13 protein-coding genes and 1 rRNA gene are annotated in these 15,451 nt (G+C 61.1%); all 14 read right to left on the bottom strand.

Translation table 11 applies throughout. The features are described from left to right. Positions 1-8 precede the first annotated feature (8 nt). Positions 9-1,169 carry a pseudouridine synthase gene (locus O3675_RS07260; RefSeq protein WP_371571778.1) on the bottom strand — a complete coding sequence of 387 codons (1,161 nt, stop codon included), beginning with the start codon at positions 1,167-1,169 and terminating at the stop codon, positions 9-11. 78 nt (positions 1,170-1,247) lie between these two features. After that, on the bottom strand, positions 1,248-2,285 hold the full coding sequence (scpB, locus tag O3675_RS07255; protein ID WP_371571777.1) for an SMC-Scp complex subunit ScpB: 1,038 nt from the start codon (positions 2,283-2,285) through the stop codon (positions 1,248-1,250). Further along, complete coding sequence (locus tag O3675_RS07250; RefSeq protein WP_371571775.1) at positions 2,278-3,306, bottom strand: ScpA family protein; 1,029 nt, start codon at positions 3,304-3,306, stop codon at positions 2,278-2,280. The genes scpB and O3675_RS07250 overlap by 8 nt, the downstream gene beginning before the upstream one ends. A gap of 192 nt (positions 3,307-3,498) precedes the next feature. Continuing rightward, complete coding sequence (locus O3675_RS07245) at positions 3,499-4,359, bottom strand: ParA family protein (protein WP_005506637.1); 861 nt, start codon at positions 4,357-4,359, stop codon at positions 3,499-3,501. A gap of 94 nt (positions 4,360-4,453) precedes the next feature. Further along, positions 4,454-5,758 (bottom strand): site-specific tyrosine recombinase XerD, encoded by a 1,305-nt coding sequence (locus tag O3675_RS07240; protein ID WP_371571773.1) that lies wholly within the window; start codon positions 5,756-5,758, stop codon positions 4,454-4,456. A 104-nt stretch (positions 5,759-5,862) separates the two neighbouring features. After that, positions 5,863-6,537: an NUDIX domain-containing protein gene (locus O3675_RS07235; protein WP_371571771.1), complete on the bottom strand. Its 675-nt coding sequence runs from the start codon at positions 6,535-6,537 to the stop codon at positions 5,863-5,865. A gap of 145 nt (positions 6,538-6,682) precedes the next feature. Then, positions 6,683-8,377 (bottom strand): CTP synthase, encoded by a 1,695-nt coding sequence (locus tag O3675_RS07230; RefSeq protein ID WP_005506644.1) that lies wholly within the window; start codon positions 8,375-8,377, stop codon positions 6,683-6,685. A 339-nt stretch (positions 8,378-8,716) separates the two neighbouring features. Next, positions 8,717-10,435: a DNA repair protein RecN gene (gene recN, locus O3675_RS07225; RefSeq protein WP_314365355.1), complete on the bottom strand. Its 1,719-nt coding sequence runs from the start codon at positions 10,433-10,435 to the stop codon at positions 8,717-8,719. Positions 10,436-10,454: 19 nt separating this feature from the next. Further along, positions 10,455-11,492 carry an NAD kinase gene (locus O3675_RS07220; protein WP_303938875.1) on the bottom strand — a complete coding sequence of 346 codons (1,038 nt, stop codon included), beginning with the start codon at positions 11,490-11,492 and terminating at the stop codon, positions 10,455-10,457. Between the two features lie 275 nt (positions 11,493-11,767). Further along, complete coding sequence (locus O3675_RS07215) at positions 11,768-12,496, bottom strand: TlyA family RNA methyltransferase (protein WP_371571769.1); 729 nt, start codon at positions 12,494-12,496, stop codon at positions 11,768-11,770. Between the two features lie 94 nt (positions 12,497-12,590). Next, positions 12,591-12,758 (bottom strand): hypothetical protein, encoded by a 168-nt coding sequence (locus O3675_RS07210; protein WP_005506658.1) that lies wholly within the window; start codon positions 12,756-12,758, stop codon positions 12,591-12,593. After that, positions 12,751-13,788 carry an HAD-IIA family hydrolase gene (locus tag O3675_RS07205; protein WP_311654807.1) on the bottom strand — a complete coding sequence of 346 codons (1,038 nt, stop codon included), beginning with the start codon at positions 13,786-13,788 and terminating at the stop codon, positions 12,751-12,753. Before O3675_RS07205 ends, O3675_RS07210 begins: the two co-directional genes overlap by 8 nt. A gap of 189 nt (positions 13,789-13,977) precedes the next feature. Beyond that, entirely contained in the window at positions 13,978-15,072 is a 1,095-nt protein-coding gene (locus tag O3675_RS07200; RefSeq protein ID WP_371571768.1) for a hypothetical protein, read from the bottom strand. Positions 15,073-15,327: 255 nt separating this feature from the next. Continuing rightward, positions 15,328-15,444 (bottom strand): 5S ribosomal RNA (gene rrf / locus O3675_RS07195). Positions 15,445-15,451: the final 7 nt, after the last annotated feature.

Genomic DNA, 15,451 nt, shown 5'->3' with positions numbered 1-15,451 from the left:
TAGCGTTATTACATGTCCACCGAAGCGAGCAGGTGACCGATCTCGACCTTGGAGAGGTTACGGACGGTACCCTGCTTCTGCGAACCAATACGGATCGGGCCCATCTCGACGCGGACCAGGCGCTCAACCGGGTAGCCGACGGCGTCGAAGAGGCGGCGCACAATGCGGTTCTTACCGGAGTGGATGGTCACCTCAACGAGCACGTGGCCGGGAGTAGAGTCCACCAGCTTGAACTCGTCCACGCGGGTCACGCCGTCTTCCAGGCGAATGCCCTTCTTCATGGCTGCGCCGACGCCGGGCTCCATCGGGCCGGGAACCTGCACCAGGTAGGTCTTGGGCACCTCGTAGGAGGGGTGGGTGAGGCGGTTCGCCAGTTCACCGTCGTTGGTCAGCAGCAGCAGACCCTCGGTTTCGACGTCCAGGCGGCCCACGTGGAACACGCGCTCGCTCATGGAGGAACGCAGGAAGTCAGAGATGCAGGGGCGACCTTCGGGATCTTCCATGGTGGAGACCACGCCGGCGGGCTTGTTGAATGCCATGTAGACGAGCTTGTCGTTGGTCTGAACGGTCATGCCGTCCACCTGCACGGTCACCTTGGAGGGGTCCACGCGCACACCCAGCTCGGTTACGACTTCACCGTTGACGGTGACGCGACCTTCGGTAATCATTTCTTCGCAGACGCGGCGGGATGCCACACCGGCCTGAGCCAGCAGCTTCTGCAGGCGCACGCCGTCGTGGTCGTAGAACTCGTAGTGGTCTACCGGGGCGTTGCGGGGGCGGCGGGGGCGGTGCGGACCAGCGTAGTTGCTGACGCGGTATTCGCCACGCTCGTTTGCGAAAGCTTCGCCGGAGCGGTAGGGGCGGCCCGGTGCGCGGCGTTCGCGCTTGGGCAGTTCGGTGCCGCGGCCTCGGCCGGAACCTGCGCGGCCTGCGCCGAACTTCTTCTCGCCAAACTTCTTCTCGCCGAACTTCTTCTCGCCGAAGCCCTTTGCGCCGCCCTTGCCTGCGCCACCCTTCGGTGCGCCGGGGCGACCGCCGCGTGCGGATGCGCCCTTAGCGCCGGGATTACCGCCCTGGCCGGGACGAGCGGCGCCGGGACGGCCACCGCGGGAGTTCTGGGGGCGGCCGGATGCAGAGCGGCCGCCGCGGGAGGAGTTTCCATATGCCATGGTGTTCTTCTCTTTTCTGTCGTATAGTGCGAACGTTTCAGGCTTTTCCCGAACGTTCCTTCGTCTTATTGATTCGTCTTAGTCGTTGCCTTCGGCAAGCACTGCGGCTTCCGTGTCATCGGGCAGGAAGGGCGCGAGCGCCGGCAACTCCTCCAGGGAGTTCAACCCGAGCTTCACCAGCAGCAGCTCCGTGGTTTCGTAGAGGGTCGCGCCGCTTCCGGCTTCTCGCCCTGCTTCACGAATCAGCTGCCGTTGCAACAGCTGACGGATTGCCGCGTCCGCGTTTACGCCTCGAATGGAGGCTACCCTCGCCCTGGTCACCGGCTGCTGGTAGGCAATCACGGCGAGCGTCTCGTAGGCGGGCTTGCTGAGGGTCGTGCTCTTGGAGCGGGTCACGAAGCGTGCCACCCAGGGGGCGAAGTCGTCGCGGGCGTAGAGCTTCCAGCCTCCTGCGATGTTCCGCAGCTGGAATCCGCGCGGTTCGGGCGCCACCCGGTTTTCGTCTTCTCCGTAGCCGCTTTCTTCGCCGTTGTACTCGCGGTACAGCTGGTCGAGCGCGTGCTCAACAGCTCGTTCGCTGACGATGAGCGCGGCGGAGAGTTCACGCACGCTCACGGGCGCTTCGGCAACGGCGAGGATTGCTTCGATGGCGCTTTTGACGCCGCCGGGGATTGCCTCGACCTTCGAGAATTCGGCTTCGGCATCGACCGCCACGCTGGGTGCGGTGGAGGGGCCTCCCGCCGGAATCTTTGCCGATTTCGCTGCAGGTTTCGTTACCGATTCCTTCGACTCGCGGGGTGCAGTTTCCTGCGATTCCTCGGAGCTGTTGGAAATGTCGGAACCGTCGGAGTCCTCTACCGTTTCAGCGGCTTCAGCCTCCTCCGCATCTTCGGTAACCTCAGCTTCTTCGGTCATCTCATCCAGAGGAGCGGCGGCTACCTCGTGCTCAGCCGGCTCAGCGTCCGCCTCAGCAGGCTTTGAGATTTCAGCCTCTGCCGGCGCCGAGTCAGCCTGTTCCGAATCCTCGTCTGCGTTCGGATCCCAGTAGCCCATGTTCACGATCGCAAGGTCGTCGGGGGTGAATTCACGGTCAAAGCGTGAGCCATGATTACTCATAATCCTCCTCTACCGATCCCGTGTTAGCTTCAGATTCGTTCGCAGATTCGTTCACTTGGGGTGATTCTGGTGGTTCAGGTGCTTCGCTGGTTTCGTGCGCATCCTGTGTGCCTGCGGTGTCTGCAGTTTCTTCACGGATCACGAACTGTGCCGCGCTCGCGCTCGCACGTACCCGAATAGCTCCGAGCGGTGCGTCCTGTTCCACGTGCAGGGCACCTTCTTTGTAGAGCTCAAGCAGGGCGAGAAAACGAACCACCGCGATTTCTAGTTCGCCGGATCCTTGAACCAGTTCGGCGAAGCTCAGTTCCCGCGCCGCGGTATCGAGCAGGCTGTGCAAAATGTAGTGTTCTTCAGCCGCGATGGTGGTTAGCGGAACGTGCAGGTGCTCGTTGAGTTCTTCAACGATTTCTTCGGGTTCCGGTTCGGGCTCTTTGGGGGTTCGGCTCAGCGCTGCTGCGGCGATGCGGGCGAACTCTTCGGCGCCTCCGGTGAAAACCAGCTCGGGAAGTGCCTGGGCGAATCGTTCTTCGAGGGCTACCGCACGAGGAAAACGTTGTGCTTCTTGCGCCCAGCGTTCAGCAAAAATATCGGCAACTTCACGGTAGGCGCGATATTGCAGCAGACGGGCGAAAAGCAGGTCGCGTGCCTCCAGCAGTGCAACGTCCTCTTCGAGGGGTTCACGATGCTGCGGGAGCAGGCGTGCGGTTTTGAGTTCCAGCAGGGTTGCGGCGGTGACCAGAAATTCGCTGGCTTCGTCGAGTGCGCGTTCAGTGCCTTCAGCGTAGAGGGCGTGCAGGTATGCGAGGAACTCGTCGGTGACCTCTGCGAGCGCCACCTCGGTAATGTCGAGTTTGCGGCGCGAAATCAGGGTCAGTAGAAGATCAAAGGGACCCTCAAAATTACTGAGGGTGAGGGTGAAACCGCGTTCCGGGTTCTGCAGGCCGCGGCCCTCAGTCCGGGCGTTCGCGGCAATGTCTGCGTTCGGTGTCGGTACCCTCACGGCAGCGACGTTCGTGGTCATAAACGACCTATTCTCCTTAGGTTTATTCTCCCCGGCTTTGTTGGTGCCGTCTCAGATGCGGCTTTTACTTCGCCTACTTTTTCGGCGTAAGCAGTGTGCGGGGTCTTTAGAATCCACACAATTATACGCCCTCTGCCGGTGTGACTCAAGGGTGAGAGTCGCCTCAGCAAAGGGCGTATAGGTGTGGGGGCTTTAACGTGCGCCGCCCTTGTAGATCAGTTCGCGTGCCACCTGGCGGTATGCTTCCGCGCCGGGGTGGCTGGAGGCGTAGCTGAGGATCGGCTCAGCGGACACCGATGCGTCCGGGAACTTCACGGTGCGCTTGATGACGGTGTCGAAGACCTTGTCGCCGAATGCGTCCACGATGCGTGCCAGAACTTCCTTGGAGTGGATGGTGCGGGCATCGAACATGGTAGCAAGTACGCCGGAGATTTCAAGGTCGGGGTTCAGGCGGTCCTGAACCTTCTCGATGGAATCGACCAGCAGTGCGACGGCGCGCAGCGCGAAGAACTCACAAATCAGCGGAATGATGACGCCTTCGGAGGCGGTCAGTGCGTTGACGGTCAGCAGGCCCAGGGAGGGCTGGCAGTCGATGAGGATGACGTCGTATTCGTCGCGGACCTTGCGCAGTGCCGAGGCGAGAACCTGCTCACGAGCCACTTCGTTGACCAGCTGAACTTCAGCTGCGGAGAGGTCAATGTTGGCGGGCAGCAGGTCGATGTTCTCCACGCCGGTGGGCAGGATGACGTCCTTGATGTCGACCTTGCGGTCCATCATGACGTTGTAGACGGTCAGGTCCAGTTCGTGCGGGTTCGCACCGAAACCTGCGGAGAGAGCACCCTGCGGGTCGAAGTCGACCAGCAGCACCTTACGGCCGCATTCTGCCAGTGCCGCGCCCAGGTTAATGGTGGAGGTGGTCTTACCCACGCCGCCCTTCTGATTCACCATAGAGATAATGCGGGCGGGACCGTGGCTGCTCAGCGGAGCCGGGTCGGGGTATACGCGCAGGGGTCGACCGGTGGGGCCGAGTTCTTGAGCCTGAGCTTCAGTCAATGGTTCACCTTCATCAATGAATTCGAAGTTTTAAAGTTTAAGCGTTGTCTATAAGGTTACCTCAAGAGCGGCTGTTCCGCGGATTGACGGGGTTTTATCCCCGTTCGTGGGCACGCGGATGCGCCATGCGGTACACCTCCATGAGCCCCTCGGGCGTGACCTTGGTGTACACCTGAGTGGTGGCGATGGAGGCGTGTCCGAGCAGTTCTTGCACCACGCGAATATCGGCACCGCCCTGCAGCAGGTGCGTTGCGAAGCTATGGCGCATGGAGTGCGGCGAGAAGTCAGAGCTGAGCCCGGCGGCTTCGGCGGCTTCTTTGAGGATGAGCCAGGCGCCTTGGCGTCCGAGTCTGCTGCCTCGTCCGTTGACGAAGAGCGCGGCGGTGCCTTTACCGTGCGCTACGAGGGAGGGGCGGGCACGCACCAGGTAGTCTTGGATTGCTTTTTGGGCGTAGCTTCCGATGGGTACGAGCCGTTCTTTGTTTCCCTTACCGAAGAGTCGAACGTAGCCGGGCAAAGTAATCTGGTTGCCGTCTTCATCGGTGAGGGTTCCTTCGAAGTGCACGTCGTCAATATCGGCGTTGAGCATTTCGCTCACGCGCGCGCCGGTGGCGTAGAGGAATTCGAGGATGGCTCGATTGCGTAGCCCGGTGGCGGTTTCGCGGTCGGGTACGGCGAGTAGCCGCTGGATGTCTTCTACGCTGACTGCTTTGGGTAGGCGTTTAACGTTCTTTGGCGGGGTGACCGGTGCCGCCGGGTCGGTGGGCACGATGAGCGCGGAGACCCAGAAGGCGTGTGCTCCGCGGACTGCCGCCATGGTGCGGGCGATGGAGTTCGGGCCCAGCGGCAGGGGCAGGTTCGGTGCCCCTTCAGCGGTTGGCGTTTCTTTTTCTGGTGCCCCAGCTTTCTCCGGCTGCCCGGCACGACCTTTTCCAGCGCGCCCGTTTCCAGTCCCTCGCCCCGATTCGGAGGCGATCATCAGCGCCAGCGATTCTGCGGCTTCTTCCTGTACTTCCTGAGCTTCCTGCGCGTTCTGGTTATTCTTCTCCCCCGCGTCAAATCCGGCAAGGGGCACAGTGGGGGCGGCGAGTTCCCGCATGAAGGAACGCACCTGCGCGGTGGTGATGCGTTCGGGGTCGATGACGCCGAGGGTCGCCATGTAGGCGCTGTATCGTCGCAAATCGCGCGCGTAGGAGGCAATGGTGTGCTCGCTGCTTCCTCGCTCCACGCGCAGGTGGATGAGGTACTGGTCAATGGCTTTCTGGAGCGGGGTCTGCGCCTCCTGGTGGGAAGCACCCAGGGCAGAAGAACCCAGCACGGAGGAACCGGCTGAAGAGGGCGCACCGAGCAGACCCGCGCCGCGGGGTGCCTTGCTCGCCGTGCTTTTTGTCTGCTTCACGCTATCTCCTCTGCCGGTTCTGTTGATGTTTGGGCCTCTTGACGTTTGGGTTTGCCGTAGGCAGGGCTAATCCCCCGCCCTGTGTTCTGCTCTGTGTTCCGTTCTTAGTGGTTGCGGAAGTTCTCCGGCTTTTCGCGGCGCTGTCCCATGTAGGGGTGGAACTCCCAGCCGCCCTCGGCGGGGCGCAGGCCTTCAAAGTTGTTCTGCGCCGCCGCGTAGGTGGCGAGTACCGCCTGGATAGCGAGCGCGTTGTGAACCTTTCCGCCCAGCACCAGCTGTACTGCCTCGGCGAGGGGCACCCAGCGGTAGGTCATTTCGGCTTCTTCTTCGGTGCGTTTGCTACGTTCTTCGGCGGGCAGTTCCGAGAGGTTGCGTGCCAGGTAAACGCGGCCTGCTTCGCTGGTTGCGCCGGGGCTGCTGAAGTAGTCGGTCAGTGCGTTCCAGGTTTCTGCCTGCAGGTCTGCCTCTTCGGCAAGTTCGCGCTGCGCGGCGACCAGGGGGTCTTCACCGTCGATGTCGAGCAGTCCGGCGGGTACTTCCCAGAGGTTCATGCGCACCGGGTGGCGGTACTGGTTGAGCATCAGCAGTTCGTTGTTGTCGTTGAGGACCGCCACGGCGACGGCGCCGGGCATTTCCACGACGTCGCGGGTCAGCACGGTGTTTTTGTTGAGTTCGTACTCTTCAACGGTCGTTTCGATCACGTAGCCGCTGTACTTCACGGTGCGGGTGCGGATGGTGCGTTCGGAGGGTGCATCAATAATCTGCTGGTTGTTGCTCATTCTTTCATTGTAGGCGGCTTCTTAGCCCCGCTACGTTTGGCGCGTCAGGTACGGGCACGGAATAAGGCATGTTCAGGTTTAAACGAAAGCATCCCGCTCTCCCCTGCGCGGGGTGAGCGGGATGCTGAACGTTCGTGCCTAGATGTTAGGCGCCGCGGCGCTCCAGAGCAGCCTTAATCAGGCCGGAGAAGAGCGGGTGCGGACGGGTCGGACGCGAGCGGTACTCGGGGTGTGCCTGAGTTGCCACGTAGTAGGGGTGTGCCTCTGCGGGCAGTTCCACGTACTCGACCAGCGAGGAGTCCGGGGAGGTACCGGAGATGCGCAGGCCTGCTTCTTCAAGCTGCTCGCGGTACTCGTTGTTCACCTCGTAGCGGTGGCGGTGACGCTCTGCAACCTCGGTTGCACCGTACGCCTTAGCTACCTGAGAGCCGGGAACCAGGTTTGCCTTGTACAGGCCCAGGCGCATGGTGCCGCCCAGGTCGCCTGCACCTTCGACGAACTGCTTCTGCTCTTCGATGGTTGCGATGACCGGTACGGAGGTTTCCGGATCGAACTCGGTGGAGGATGCTTCGGTTAGACCCAGTACGTTGCGTGCGTACTCGATGACCATGGACTGCAGGCCGAGGCAGATGCCCAGGGTCGGGATCTTGTGCTCGCGTGCGTACTTGAGGGCGCCGATCTTGCCGTCGAGGCCGCGGATGCCGAAGCCGCCGGGCACGAGGATTGCGTCCATGTTGCGCAGCTGGTGATCTGCATCTTCGTCGGTTGCGCACAGGTCGGCTGCAACCCACTTGATGTTGACCTTCACGTTGTTTGCGAAGCCGCCGGCGCGCAGAGCCTCGGAGACGGACAGGTATGCATCGGGCAGGTCGATATACTTACCGACCAGGCCAACGTTGACCTCTGCTGCGGGGCGGTGCACTGCGTCGAGCAGGCGGTCCCACTGGGTGAAGTCCGGTGCGGGAGCCTCAATGCCGAAGTAGTCGAGGATGTAGTCGTCGAGCTTCTGGCTGTGCAGGGTCTTGGGGATGTCGTAGATGCTGGGTGCGTCGGCGCAGGAGATGACTGCGTCGCTGTCCACGTCGCATGCGTTACCGATCTTGGTACGGTGCGAGACGGGGACCTCACGCTCACAGCGCAGAATCAGACCGTCAGGCTGGATGCCCAGGCCGCGCAGTGCTGCGACGGAGTGCTGGGTCGGCTTGGTCTTGAGCTCGCCGGAGGGGCCGATGAAGGGCACCAGGGAGACGTGCAGGAAGAAGACGTTCTTGCGGCCAACATCGCGGCGTACCTGGCGTGCTGCCTCCATGAAGGGCAGGGACTCGATATCGCCGACGGTACCACCGATTTCGGTGATGATGATGTCGGGTGCGTTGTCAATTTCCGCTGCGTGACGCATGCGGGCCTTGATTTCGTCGGTAATGTGAGGGATGACCTGGACGGTGTCGCCGAGGTATTCGCCGCGGCGTTCCTTTGCGATGACGGAGGAGTAGACCTGGCCGGTGGTCACGTTAGCGGACTGGTCGAGGTTTTCGTCCAGGAAGCGCTCGTAGTGTCCGATGTCGAGGTCGGTTTCAGCACCGTCGTCGGTGACAAAGACTTCACCGTGCTGGAAGGGGTTCATCGTACCGGGGTCGACGTTCAGGTAGGGGTCAAACTTCTGCATGGTCACAGAGAGGCCACGTGCGCGAAGAAGCTGACCGAGGGAAGAGGCCGACAGGCCCTTACCGAGAGAAGATGCAACGCCGCCGGTTACGAAAATCTGGCGGGTTACCTTGTCGTTAGAGGACGCGTTCAGAGCGTTATTTTTTTCATTCACCACGGAATTTAAGCCTACCATTTTCTTGTCTGCTATCCAAGCAGAGGGTTTTGCCGCGAGAGGATTCTCTCAGGCGGCTTTCCCTCCCCTATTTGTCCTTATCACCACTGTAAACGGAGCTGGGGATTTATTATTCCCGCCGCGCCGTGTAGAAGCAGGTGTAGGAGCATTCACAGAGTATCTCACATCCTCTGGGCTCCATGCGCCGCTATTGGTCACCGGCTTGGGCTGTACTGACAACTTTCCGAGGCACGCTCGCGCGCTTCAGCCCCTTTGGTGGTCTTTAGTGCGAAAGATGCCGCCTTTTGGCGCTTTTGCCAGCACTTTCCCGCTGCTTTTCCGGCAGGTTTGCCGTCAGTTTCAGCGCCCCTGGGGCACTTCTCGACCGGCGGCAAGCAACTCTCGGGCGTGCTCTCGCGCCGATTCTGATTGATCGTGTCCGGAGAGCATTCGCGCCAGTTCCACCACGCGTTCCTCTTCGGAAAGTACCTTGACCTTTGAGAGGGACGCGTCATCGTTTTTCAGCACGAGAATGTGCTGGTCCGCGAAGGCGGCAACCTGCGGCAGGTGGGTAACCACCAGAACCTGCACGTGTCGGGCGAGCATGGCGAGGCGGCGACCGATTTCGATAGCGGCCTTACCGCCCACGCCGGAGTCCACCTCGTCGAAGATGAAGGTGGGCACGGGGTCCACTTCGGCAAGCACTACCTCCAGGGCGAGCATCACGCGGGAGAGCTCACCGCCGGAGGCGCCCTTACCGAGCGGGCGCGGCACGGCGGTTCGGTGCGGCGCCAGCATGAAGGTTACGGTGTCTCGACCGTGTACCGAGAACTTTTCGGCTTCGGCAACTTCCACGACCAGGGAGGCGTTCGGCATGGCAAGAGCAGTGAGCTCTTCGCTGACGGCGTCCGCCAGTTTCTGTGCGGCGGCACGGCGCAGGGCGGTCAGCTCTTCTGCCTGGGCGCCAAGCACCTTGCGTAGCTGCACCAGCTCGGTTTCCAGGGTTTCCTGCCGCTGCGGGTCATCCACCAGGGTCTCGAGGCGTGCGCGGGATTCTTCGGCCCATTCGAGGACCTCTGCTATGTCGGCACCGTACTTGCGGGTGAGGGTCGCCAGCTGGGCGCGGCGAGTCTGCACCTGCGCCAGACGTTCGGGGCCTTCAACGTCCAGGGAGGCCATGTAGGAGGACAGATCCGAGGAGATATCGGTGGCAAGAATCAACAGTTCGTTGACGCGCGCGGCGAGGGAGGCAAGCTCTTCGTCAGCGTCTGCCTGTGCCTGTAGCGCGGAGCGGCTTGCATCGAGCAGACTCATGACGCTCTGCTCGTCGCCGGTGGAGTATTCGCTACCGCTGAGCGCTGCGGAGGCGGTTGCTGACGCAATGCGTAGCGCTTCAACGTTCATGAGCTTCACCATTTCGGCTTTGAGCTCTTCTTCTTCCCCGGCCTGCGGGTTGACGGCGCTGATTTCTTCTAGGGCACTCTGCAGGGTCTGCGCTTCGAGGGCTCGTGCGCGCGAGTTTTCGCGTACTTCCTTCAGCTCTGCGGCGGCGGCACGGTATCGCTCGTAGTTTTCGCGGTACTTCTCCAGCAGGTTGGCGAGCTCTTCGCCGGCGTACAGGTCGAGGGACTGGCGCTGCTCTGCCGCTGATTTGAGGCGCAACTGATCGGACTGGCCGTGGACTGCAACAAGAGTCTGACCAATCTGAGACAGGGTCCCGATGGGTGCGGAGCAACCGCCGACGTGGGCGCGAGAGCGTCCCGAGGCGTTGACGGTGCGTGCCAGAAGCAGCTCGGAGGTCTGTTCGTCGATGTCTTCGGCGGTGCCGCCGGCTTCTTCGGCAAGCTCGAGGGCGCGGTGCCCGTGGGGCAGGCGAATCACTGCTTCGGCAAGGGCGCTCTTGGCGCCGTTGCGCACGCTGGAGGCGTCGGATCGGGCGCCCAGGAGCATGCCGAGGGCGGTGACGACCATGGTTTTACCTGCGCCGGTTTCACCGGTCAGCACGGAGAATCCGGGTTCGAGGGGGAGCCTCGCATCGGTGATGATGCCGAGGTCTCGAATATGGATTTCCTCAATCACGAACGTTCATTCCTTTTCTTTAGTGCTTCTCGGTGTCCTGCGGGCCGCGCCAGCCACGGATCGGAAGCTCAAATTTACGCACCAGTCGTTCAGAGAAGGGAGCCGGGTGGATACGGGCGAGTAGCACTGACTTTTCGGAACGTCGCACCTCAATACGGGAGCCTGGGTCCAGCTCTACGGTTCGGCGGCCATCGCACCAGAGCACGCCGGAGGCGCCGTTTCCGGGCATCATTTCTACCGCCAGGGTGGAGGTCGGCGCTGCTACCAGCGGGCGCGCGAAGAGTGCGTGAGCCGAGAGCGGCACCATGAGAATTGCTTCAACTTCGGGCCAGACGACCGGGCCGCCACCGGAGAAAGCGTAGGCGGTCGAGCCGGTGGGTGTTCCCATGACCACGCCGTCGCATCCGAAGCTACTGAGCGGACGGCAGTCCACCTCGATAATGACTTCAATCATTTTTTCGCGGTTGCCCTTTTCGACACTGGCTTCGTTCAGTGCCCAGTCGCTGTGCACGCGCTTGCCGTCGTTCCAGACTTCCACGTCGATTGCCATGCGTTCTTCAACGGTGTATTCGTTGTTGACGATGCAGCGAACGGTTTCGGTCAGGTCGCTCTCTTCGGATTCGGCGAGGAAGCCGACGTGTCCCAGGTTCACGCCAATGAGCGGAACACTGGTTCGGCGCACCATTTCTGCGGCGCGAAGAATCGAACCGTCACCGCCGAGCACCACGCCGAGTTCAATATCGATGAGCGCCACGGATTCGTGGACGACCTGCACGGGGACGGGCTCGTCCCAGTTTTCGCTCAGGGTCTCCAGATCGGAGCGAGTCATGACGGGTGCGAGTCCCGCTTCGTAGAGCTGGGTGCATGCCTGTCGGGCGGCATCTCGTGCTTCTTTGCGCCCCACGTGGGCGAAGACGAGAATCTTACGGTGACGTTGTTCCACCGAGTCTTCGGAACCATGACGTTCGAAACTGTGGTGTTCAGAACCATGACGCGCACCTGCGGTAGCTACCTGCGCGGTTGCTTCCTGCGGTGCGTGGCTTTCGTGTTCTGCCATAACGATTCTCTCCCATCGAGGTGTTGAGATCGGGGTGTTGAGATGGTGTATCTACACCTATCATACCGAATATGTTCTCGAAGATTTTCTAAAGAGCTATATTTTTAGAAAATTATTTCGAATAGCGTACAGCGGGGGTATCTCTAAAATACTTGCGAATAGCGTGGCAGCCTGAGAAAGCCCCCCCTCAACGCGTCCTGCGTTATCGAGCGGTTTTCTCAGACTGCCTATAACACTATTTATTTTCGGCACTATATTTACTTTCGACACCGTATTTATTTTTTGCACCATAGGAAGTACTCTACGTTGCCGTCCTGTCCGGGGAGCGGGCTGGGCTCCATACCCATCACACGCAACCCGTGGCTCACCGCAGATGCCTGAACTTTTTCCACTGCTTCACGGCGGGCGGATTCTTCGTGCACCACTCCCCCGCGTCCGATGCGGTGCTTGCCGACCTCGAACTGCGGCTTGACCATGAGCACCAGGTCGCCGCCGGTTTCGGTGGCGTTCGCTAGCGCCTCCATAACCAGGGTCAGTGAGATGAACGAGAGGTCAGAAACCGTCAGTTCGACCTGCCCGCCAATGTCTTCGGGCTTCATGTAGCGCACGTTGAGTCCTTCGTACACGCCGACTCGCGGTTCTTCGCGGAGCGTGTCCACGAGCTGCCCGTGTCCTACGTCAACGGCGGCTACGTGGGCGGCTCCTCGACGAAGTAGCACATCGGTAAAGCCTCCGGTGGATGCTCCTGCATCCAGGCAACGCTTGCCCTCCACCTCAATATCGGGGAACGCGTCGAGGGCACCGGCGAGCTTGTGCCCTGCGCGGCTGACGTATTCGGTCAGCTCGCTCTGGCGCACGTAGAAGGTATCCTCCGGGCCCACGAGCATGGACGCTTTGCGCGCAACCTTGCCGTTGACTTGCACGTCTCCTGCCGCGATGAGTTTTGCGGCGAGGGTTCGGGAGCTCACGAATCCGGCTTCGACCAGGTATTTATCGAGGCGCACGGTGTCCTTGTCTTCTTTCTGTCCTCTGGTGGCGGGGTTGTCTAGTGCCGGTGAACCCTCAGACGATAACGTTCTGAGGGTTCACCGCCGCGAACTAGGAGAGGTTTTCGAGATCCTTCTCCAGTTGCTCGCTCATCGTTTCGAGGCGCTTGACGCGCTCTACGGGGTCCATGGCGAGGGTCGCCGCGAGTTGGCGCTCGAATTCTGCATCAAGCTCAGCGGTTTCCTCTGCCGTGCTGTTAGTCTCCGGTTCTTTAGGCACCGGGGATCCCCTGGATGTTGGGGCGTGCGCCTTGTTCGGGGTTTGCCGCCCACCATGCCGCGCAGGCTACGCGCCATGCTTCGGCTTCGCTCTCGCTGCCCGCAAATGCTTCGGTGTCTTCAACCTCGGGGCCGGTCAGGCTCAGGTTTTCACCGCGGACTCGTGCCTGCCAGGTGGGGCCGGTTGCGGTGACTTCGTAGCCTTCGTAGAGCACCTCAATTTCGGGGTAGGGTGCGAAGAAGTCCTCGAGGGTGCGCAGAATATAGGTCGGACGCTGATTCGGTACTGCCTCGATGACGTCCTGGTAGGTCTGTACGCCGGTGAGGACGAGGGCACCGTCCATCTTTGCGTTGTTGGCACCGAGAATGTCGGTGTCCAGGCGGTCGCCCACAATGACGGGGCGGCTGGAGTTCACTGCCTGCGCTGCGGTGTGGAAGATGGGTGCCTCGGGCTTGCCCGCGACGAGCGGGGTGCGGCGGGTTGCGCTTGCTACGGCTGCTACGAGGGTTCCGTTGCCGGGTGCCTGGCCTCGTTCCTTGGGGATGCTCTGGTCGGTGTTGGTGGCAATCCAGAGGATGTCGGGGTTTGCGAGGGTGTAGGCGGCTTCTGCGAGGTCTTCCCAACCCATCTTCGGGTTGAAGCCCTGGATGAGGGCTACGGGGCCTTCTGCTTCGGTACGTACGGGTTCCAGACCTGCGTCACGCACGCAGTCGGCGAGTGCTTCGGTACCGGTGATGAGTACCTTGGAGCCTGCGGGTACGTGCTGTGCGAGCAGTGCGGCGCCTGCCTGTGCGGAGCTGACGACTCGTTCTGCTCGGGTGTGCACGCCCAGTTCACGCAGGTGCTCTGCTACGGATTCTACGGAGCGCGATGCGTTGTTGGTGACGAAGATGACCGGTACGTTGAGTTCTTCTTCGGCACGGTTGAGCGCTTCGGGTGCACCTTCGATGGCGAAGGGACCCGCGTAGACTACGCCGTCCAGGTCGGAGAGGAGGGCATCGTAGCGGGATAGGAGTGCGTTCGTGGTCATAGAGTGTTCCTCTCGGGGTCTCTGGCGGTTGTCGCTATTAATCGTACCTGTTAGACACTCTAGCGTTGGTGCCTTCGGGCGATTATATGGAAAACCGCTGGACGCTCTCCCCCTGCTTGGGTGTGGCGTCCAGCGGTTTCACGCTGACACTTAGGTCAAGTATTCAGAATTCTTAGATTCTCCGCAGTCTTATTCTGCGGAGGTTTCTTCTGCTTCTTCAGTCTTGGGAGCTTCGGTCTTCTCGTCCTCAGCTTCTTCTTCAGCTTCGCTAGCGTCCTCTTCAGCGTCTTCTGCGGTCTCAGTGAGTTCTACAGACTTCTCTTCCTGTTCGAAGAGGCCTGCTTCACCGAACATGTCGAAGATTTCGGGTTCTGCGAAATTGCCCTGGCCCAGTGCTGCTTCTGCCATGAAGGCGAGGCGTGCCCAGCGTTCTGCTTCCTGGTTACGGCCCGCGTTAGCCAGCGCGTCGGAGTATGCGCTGAACAGACGGGGGCTGTACTCGAAGGCGCGCTTGGGGTTCAGCTGAGGAATCTGCAGCGCTACGACGGCCTCGGACTTCTTGCCCTGATCGCTGAGGATACCGGATTCAACGATGGCGAGCTCTACGCGCACATTGGCGGGCAGTTCTTCCTTCTTGAATTCTGCAATCATTTCCATTGCCTTGGGCAGGCGGCCGAGCGCGCGTTCGCAGTCCACCAGCAGTGCCAGGTGGTCTACGGAGCCGCTAATACGGCGGTGGGTGCGCAGTTCGCGCAGTGCCAGTTCGAAGTCTTCTGCTACGTATGCGGCAACGCCAACAGCTTCGCGTACTGCGGCAATACGGCCTGCGCTGCGGGATGCGGCAACGGCGTGTTCCAGCGCGAATTCGGGGTCGATGTCGAGGTAGCGACCAGCCATGGCGAGGTGCTTTGCGACGGTTTCTGCGTTGCGCGGTTCCAGGGCGCGCAGCTGACGGAAGGTTGCGCCGTCCAGCTCGCGACCGGTGATGTCGTCGTCAATTTCCGGCGCCTTGGGCTTTGCGGGGCGGTAGCCTGCACGGCCACCGATGCTGCGTACTTCTTCGCGAGGTGCCTCAGACTCAGGGCCGTTGGATCGAGGTGCCTTGGATCGGGAGTCGGAGCGACGGCCGTCGAACTTCTTGCCTCCGCGGTCGTTACGCTTGAAACCGCCCTTGCCACCGAAGTTCTTGCCGCCCTTCTTGGAGCGGAAGTCCTTTCCTCCGCTGTTCTTGCGGGGCTGGCGGGGGCCGGAGCCGTTAGACTCGTGACGGGGGGTCTCAGACATGAATCTCCTTGGGAGGTATCCGCTCTTGGGCGGGTAGGGTATGCAGTCGATTCGGTCGAACCGCTGCCTGAGGCATCAACTCTATGAGGGGTGCTTTAGATACACCCGCTAATGCCTAAACATAAGCCATACCATTCTAGTATAGAGAGCACCTTCCGTGCACCCGTACTGATGGGATGTTAAAGACAAATGGGGAGGCCCTAGGGCCTCCCCAAACAAAAATAGCCCCGGCGAAGCCGGGGCTATTGAATAATAAAGCGGCAATAACCTACTCTCCCACACCCACAAAAGTGCAGTACCATCGGCGCGAAGAGTCTTAGCTTCTGGGTTCGGAATGGAACCAGGCGTTTCCCTCTTGCTATAATCACCGCAAACCTAC

It is taken from the genome of Rothia sp. 27098_8_27 (assembly GCF_041432805.1).
In the GTDB taxonomy this organism is placed as follows: Bacteria; Actinomycetota; Actinomycetes; order Actinomycetales; family Micrococcaceae; genus Rothia; species Rothia mucilaginosa.
This window is presented reverse-complemented; position numbering and strand designations above follow the sequence as displayed.

Excerpts from the sequence above, each read along its gene's own strand:
- O3675_RS07260 (WP_371571778.1), bottom strand. The coding sequence starts at position 1,169 with ATGGCATATGGAAACTCCTCCCGCGGCGGCCGCTCTGCATCCGGCCGC.
- scpB (WP_371571777.1), bottom strand. The coding sequence starts at position 2,285 with ATGAGTAATCATGGCTCACGCTTTGACCGTGAATTCACCCCCGACGAC.
- O3675_RS07250 (WP_371571775.1), bottom strand. The coding sequence starts at position 3,306 with ATGACCACGAACGTCGCTGCCGTGAGGGTACCGACACCGAACGCAGAC.
- O3675_RS07235 (WP_371571771.1), bottom strand. The coding sequence starts at position 6,537 with ATGAGCAACAACCAGCAGATTATTGATGCACCCTCCGAACGCACCATC.
- O3675_RS07230 (WP_005506644.1), bottom strand. The coding sequence starts at position 8,377 with ATGGTAGGCTTAAATTCCGTGGTGAATGAAAAAAATAACGCTCTGAAC.
- O3675_RS07220 (WP_303938875.1), bottom strand. The coding sequence starts at position 11,492 with ATGGCAGAACACGAAAGCCACGCACCGCAGGAAGCAACCGCGCAGGTA.
- O3675_RS07205 (WP_311654807.1), bottom strand. The coding sequence starts at position 13,788 with ATGACCACGAACGCACTCCTATCCCGCTACGATGCCCTCCTCTCCGAC.
- O3675_RS07200 (WP_371571768.1), bottom strand. The coding sequence starts at position 15,072 with ATGTCTGAGACCCCCCGTCACGAGTCTAACGGCTCCGGCCCCCGCCAG.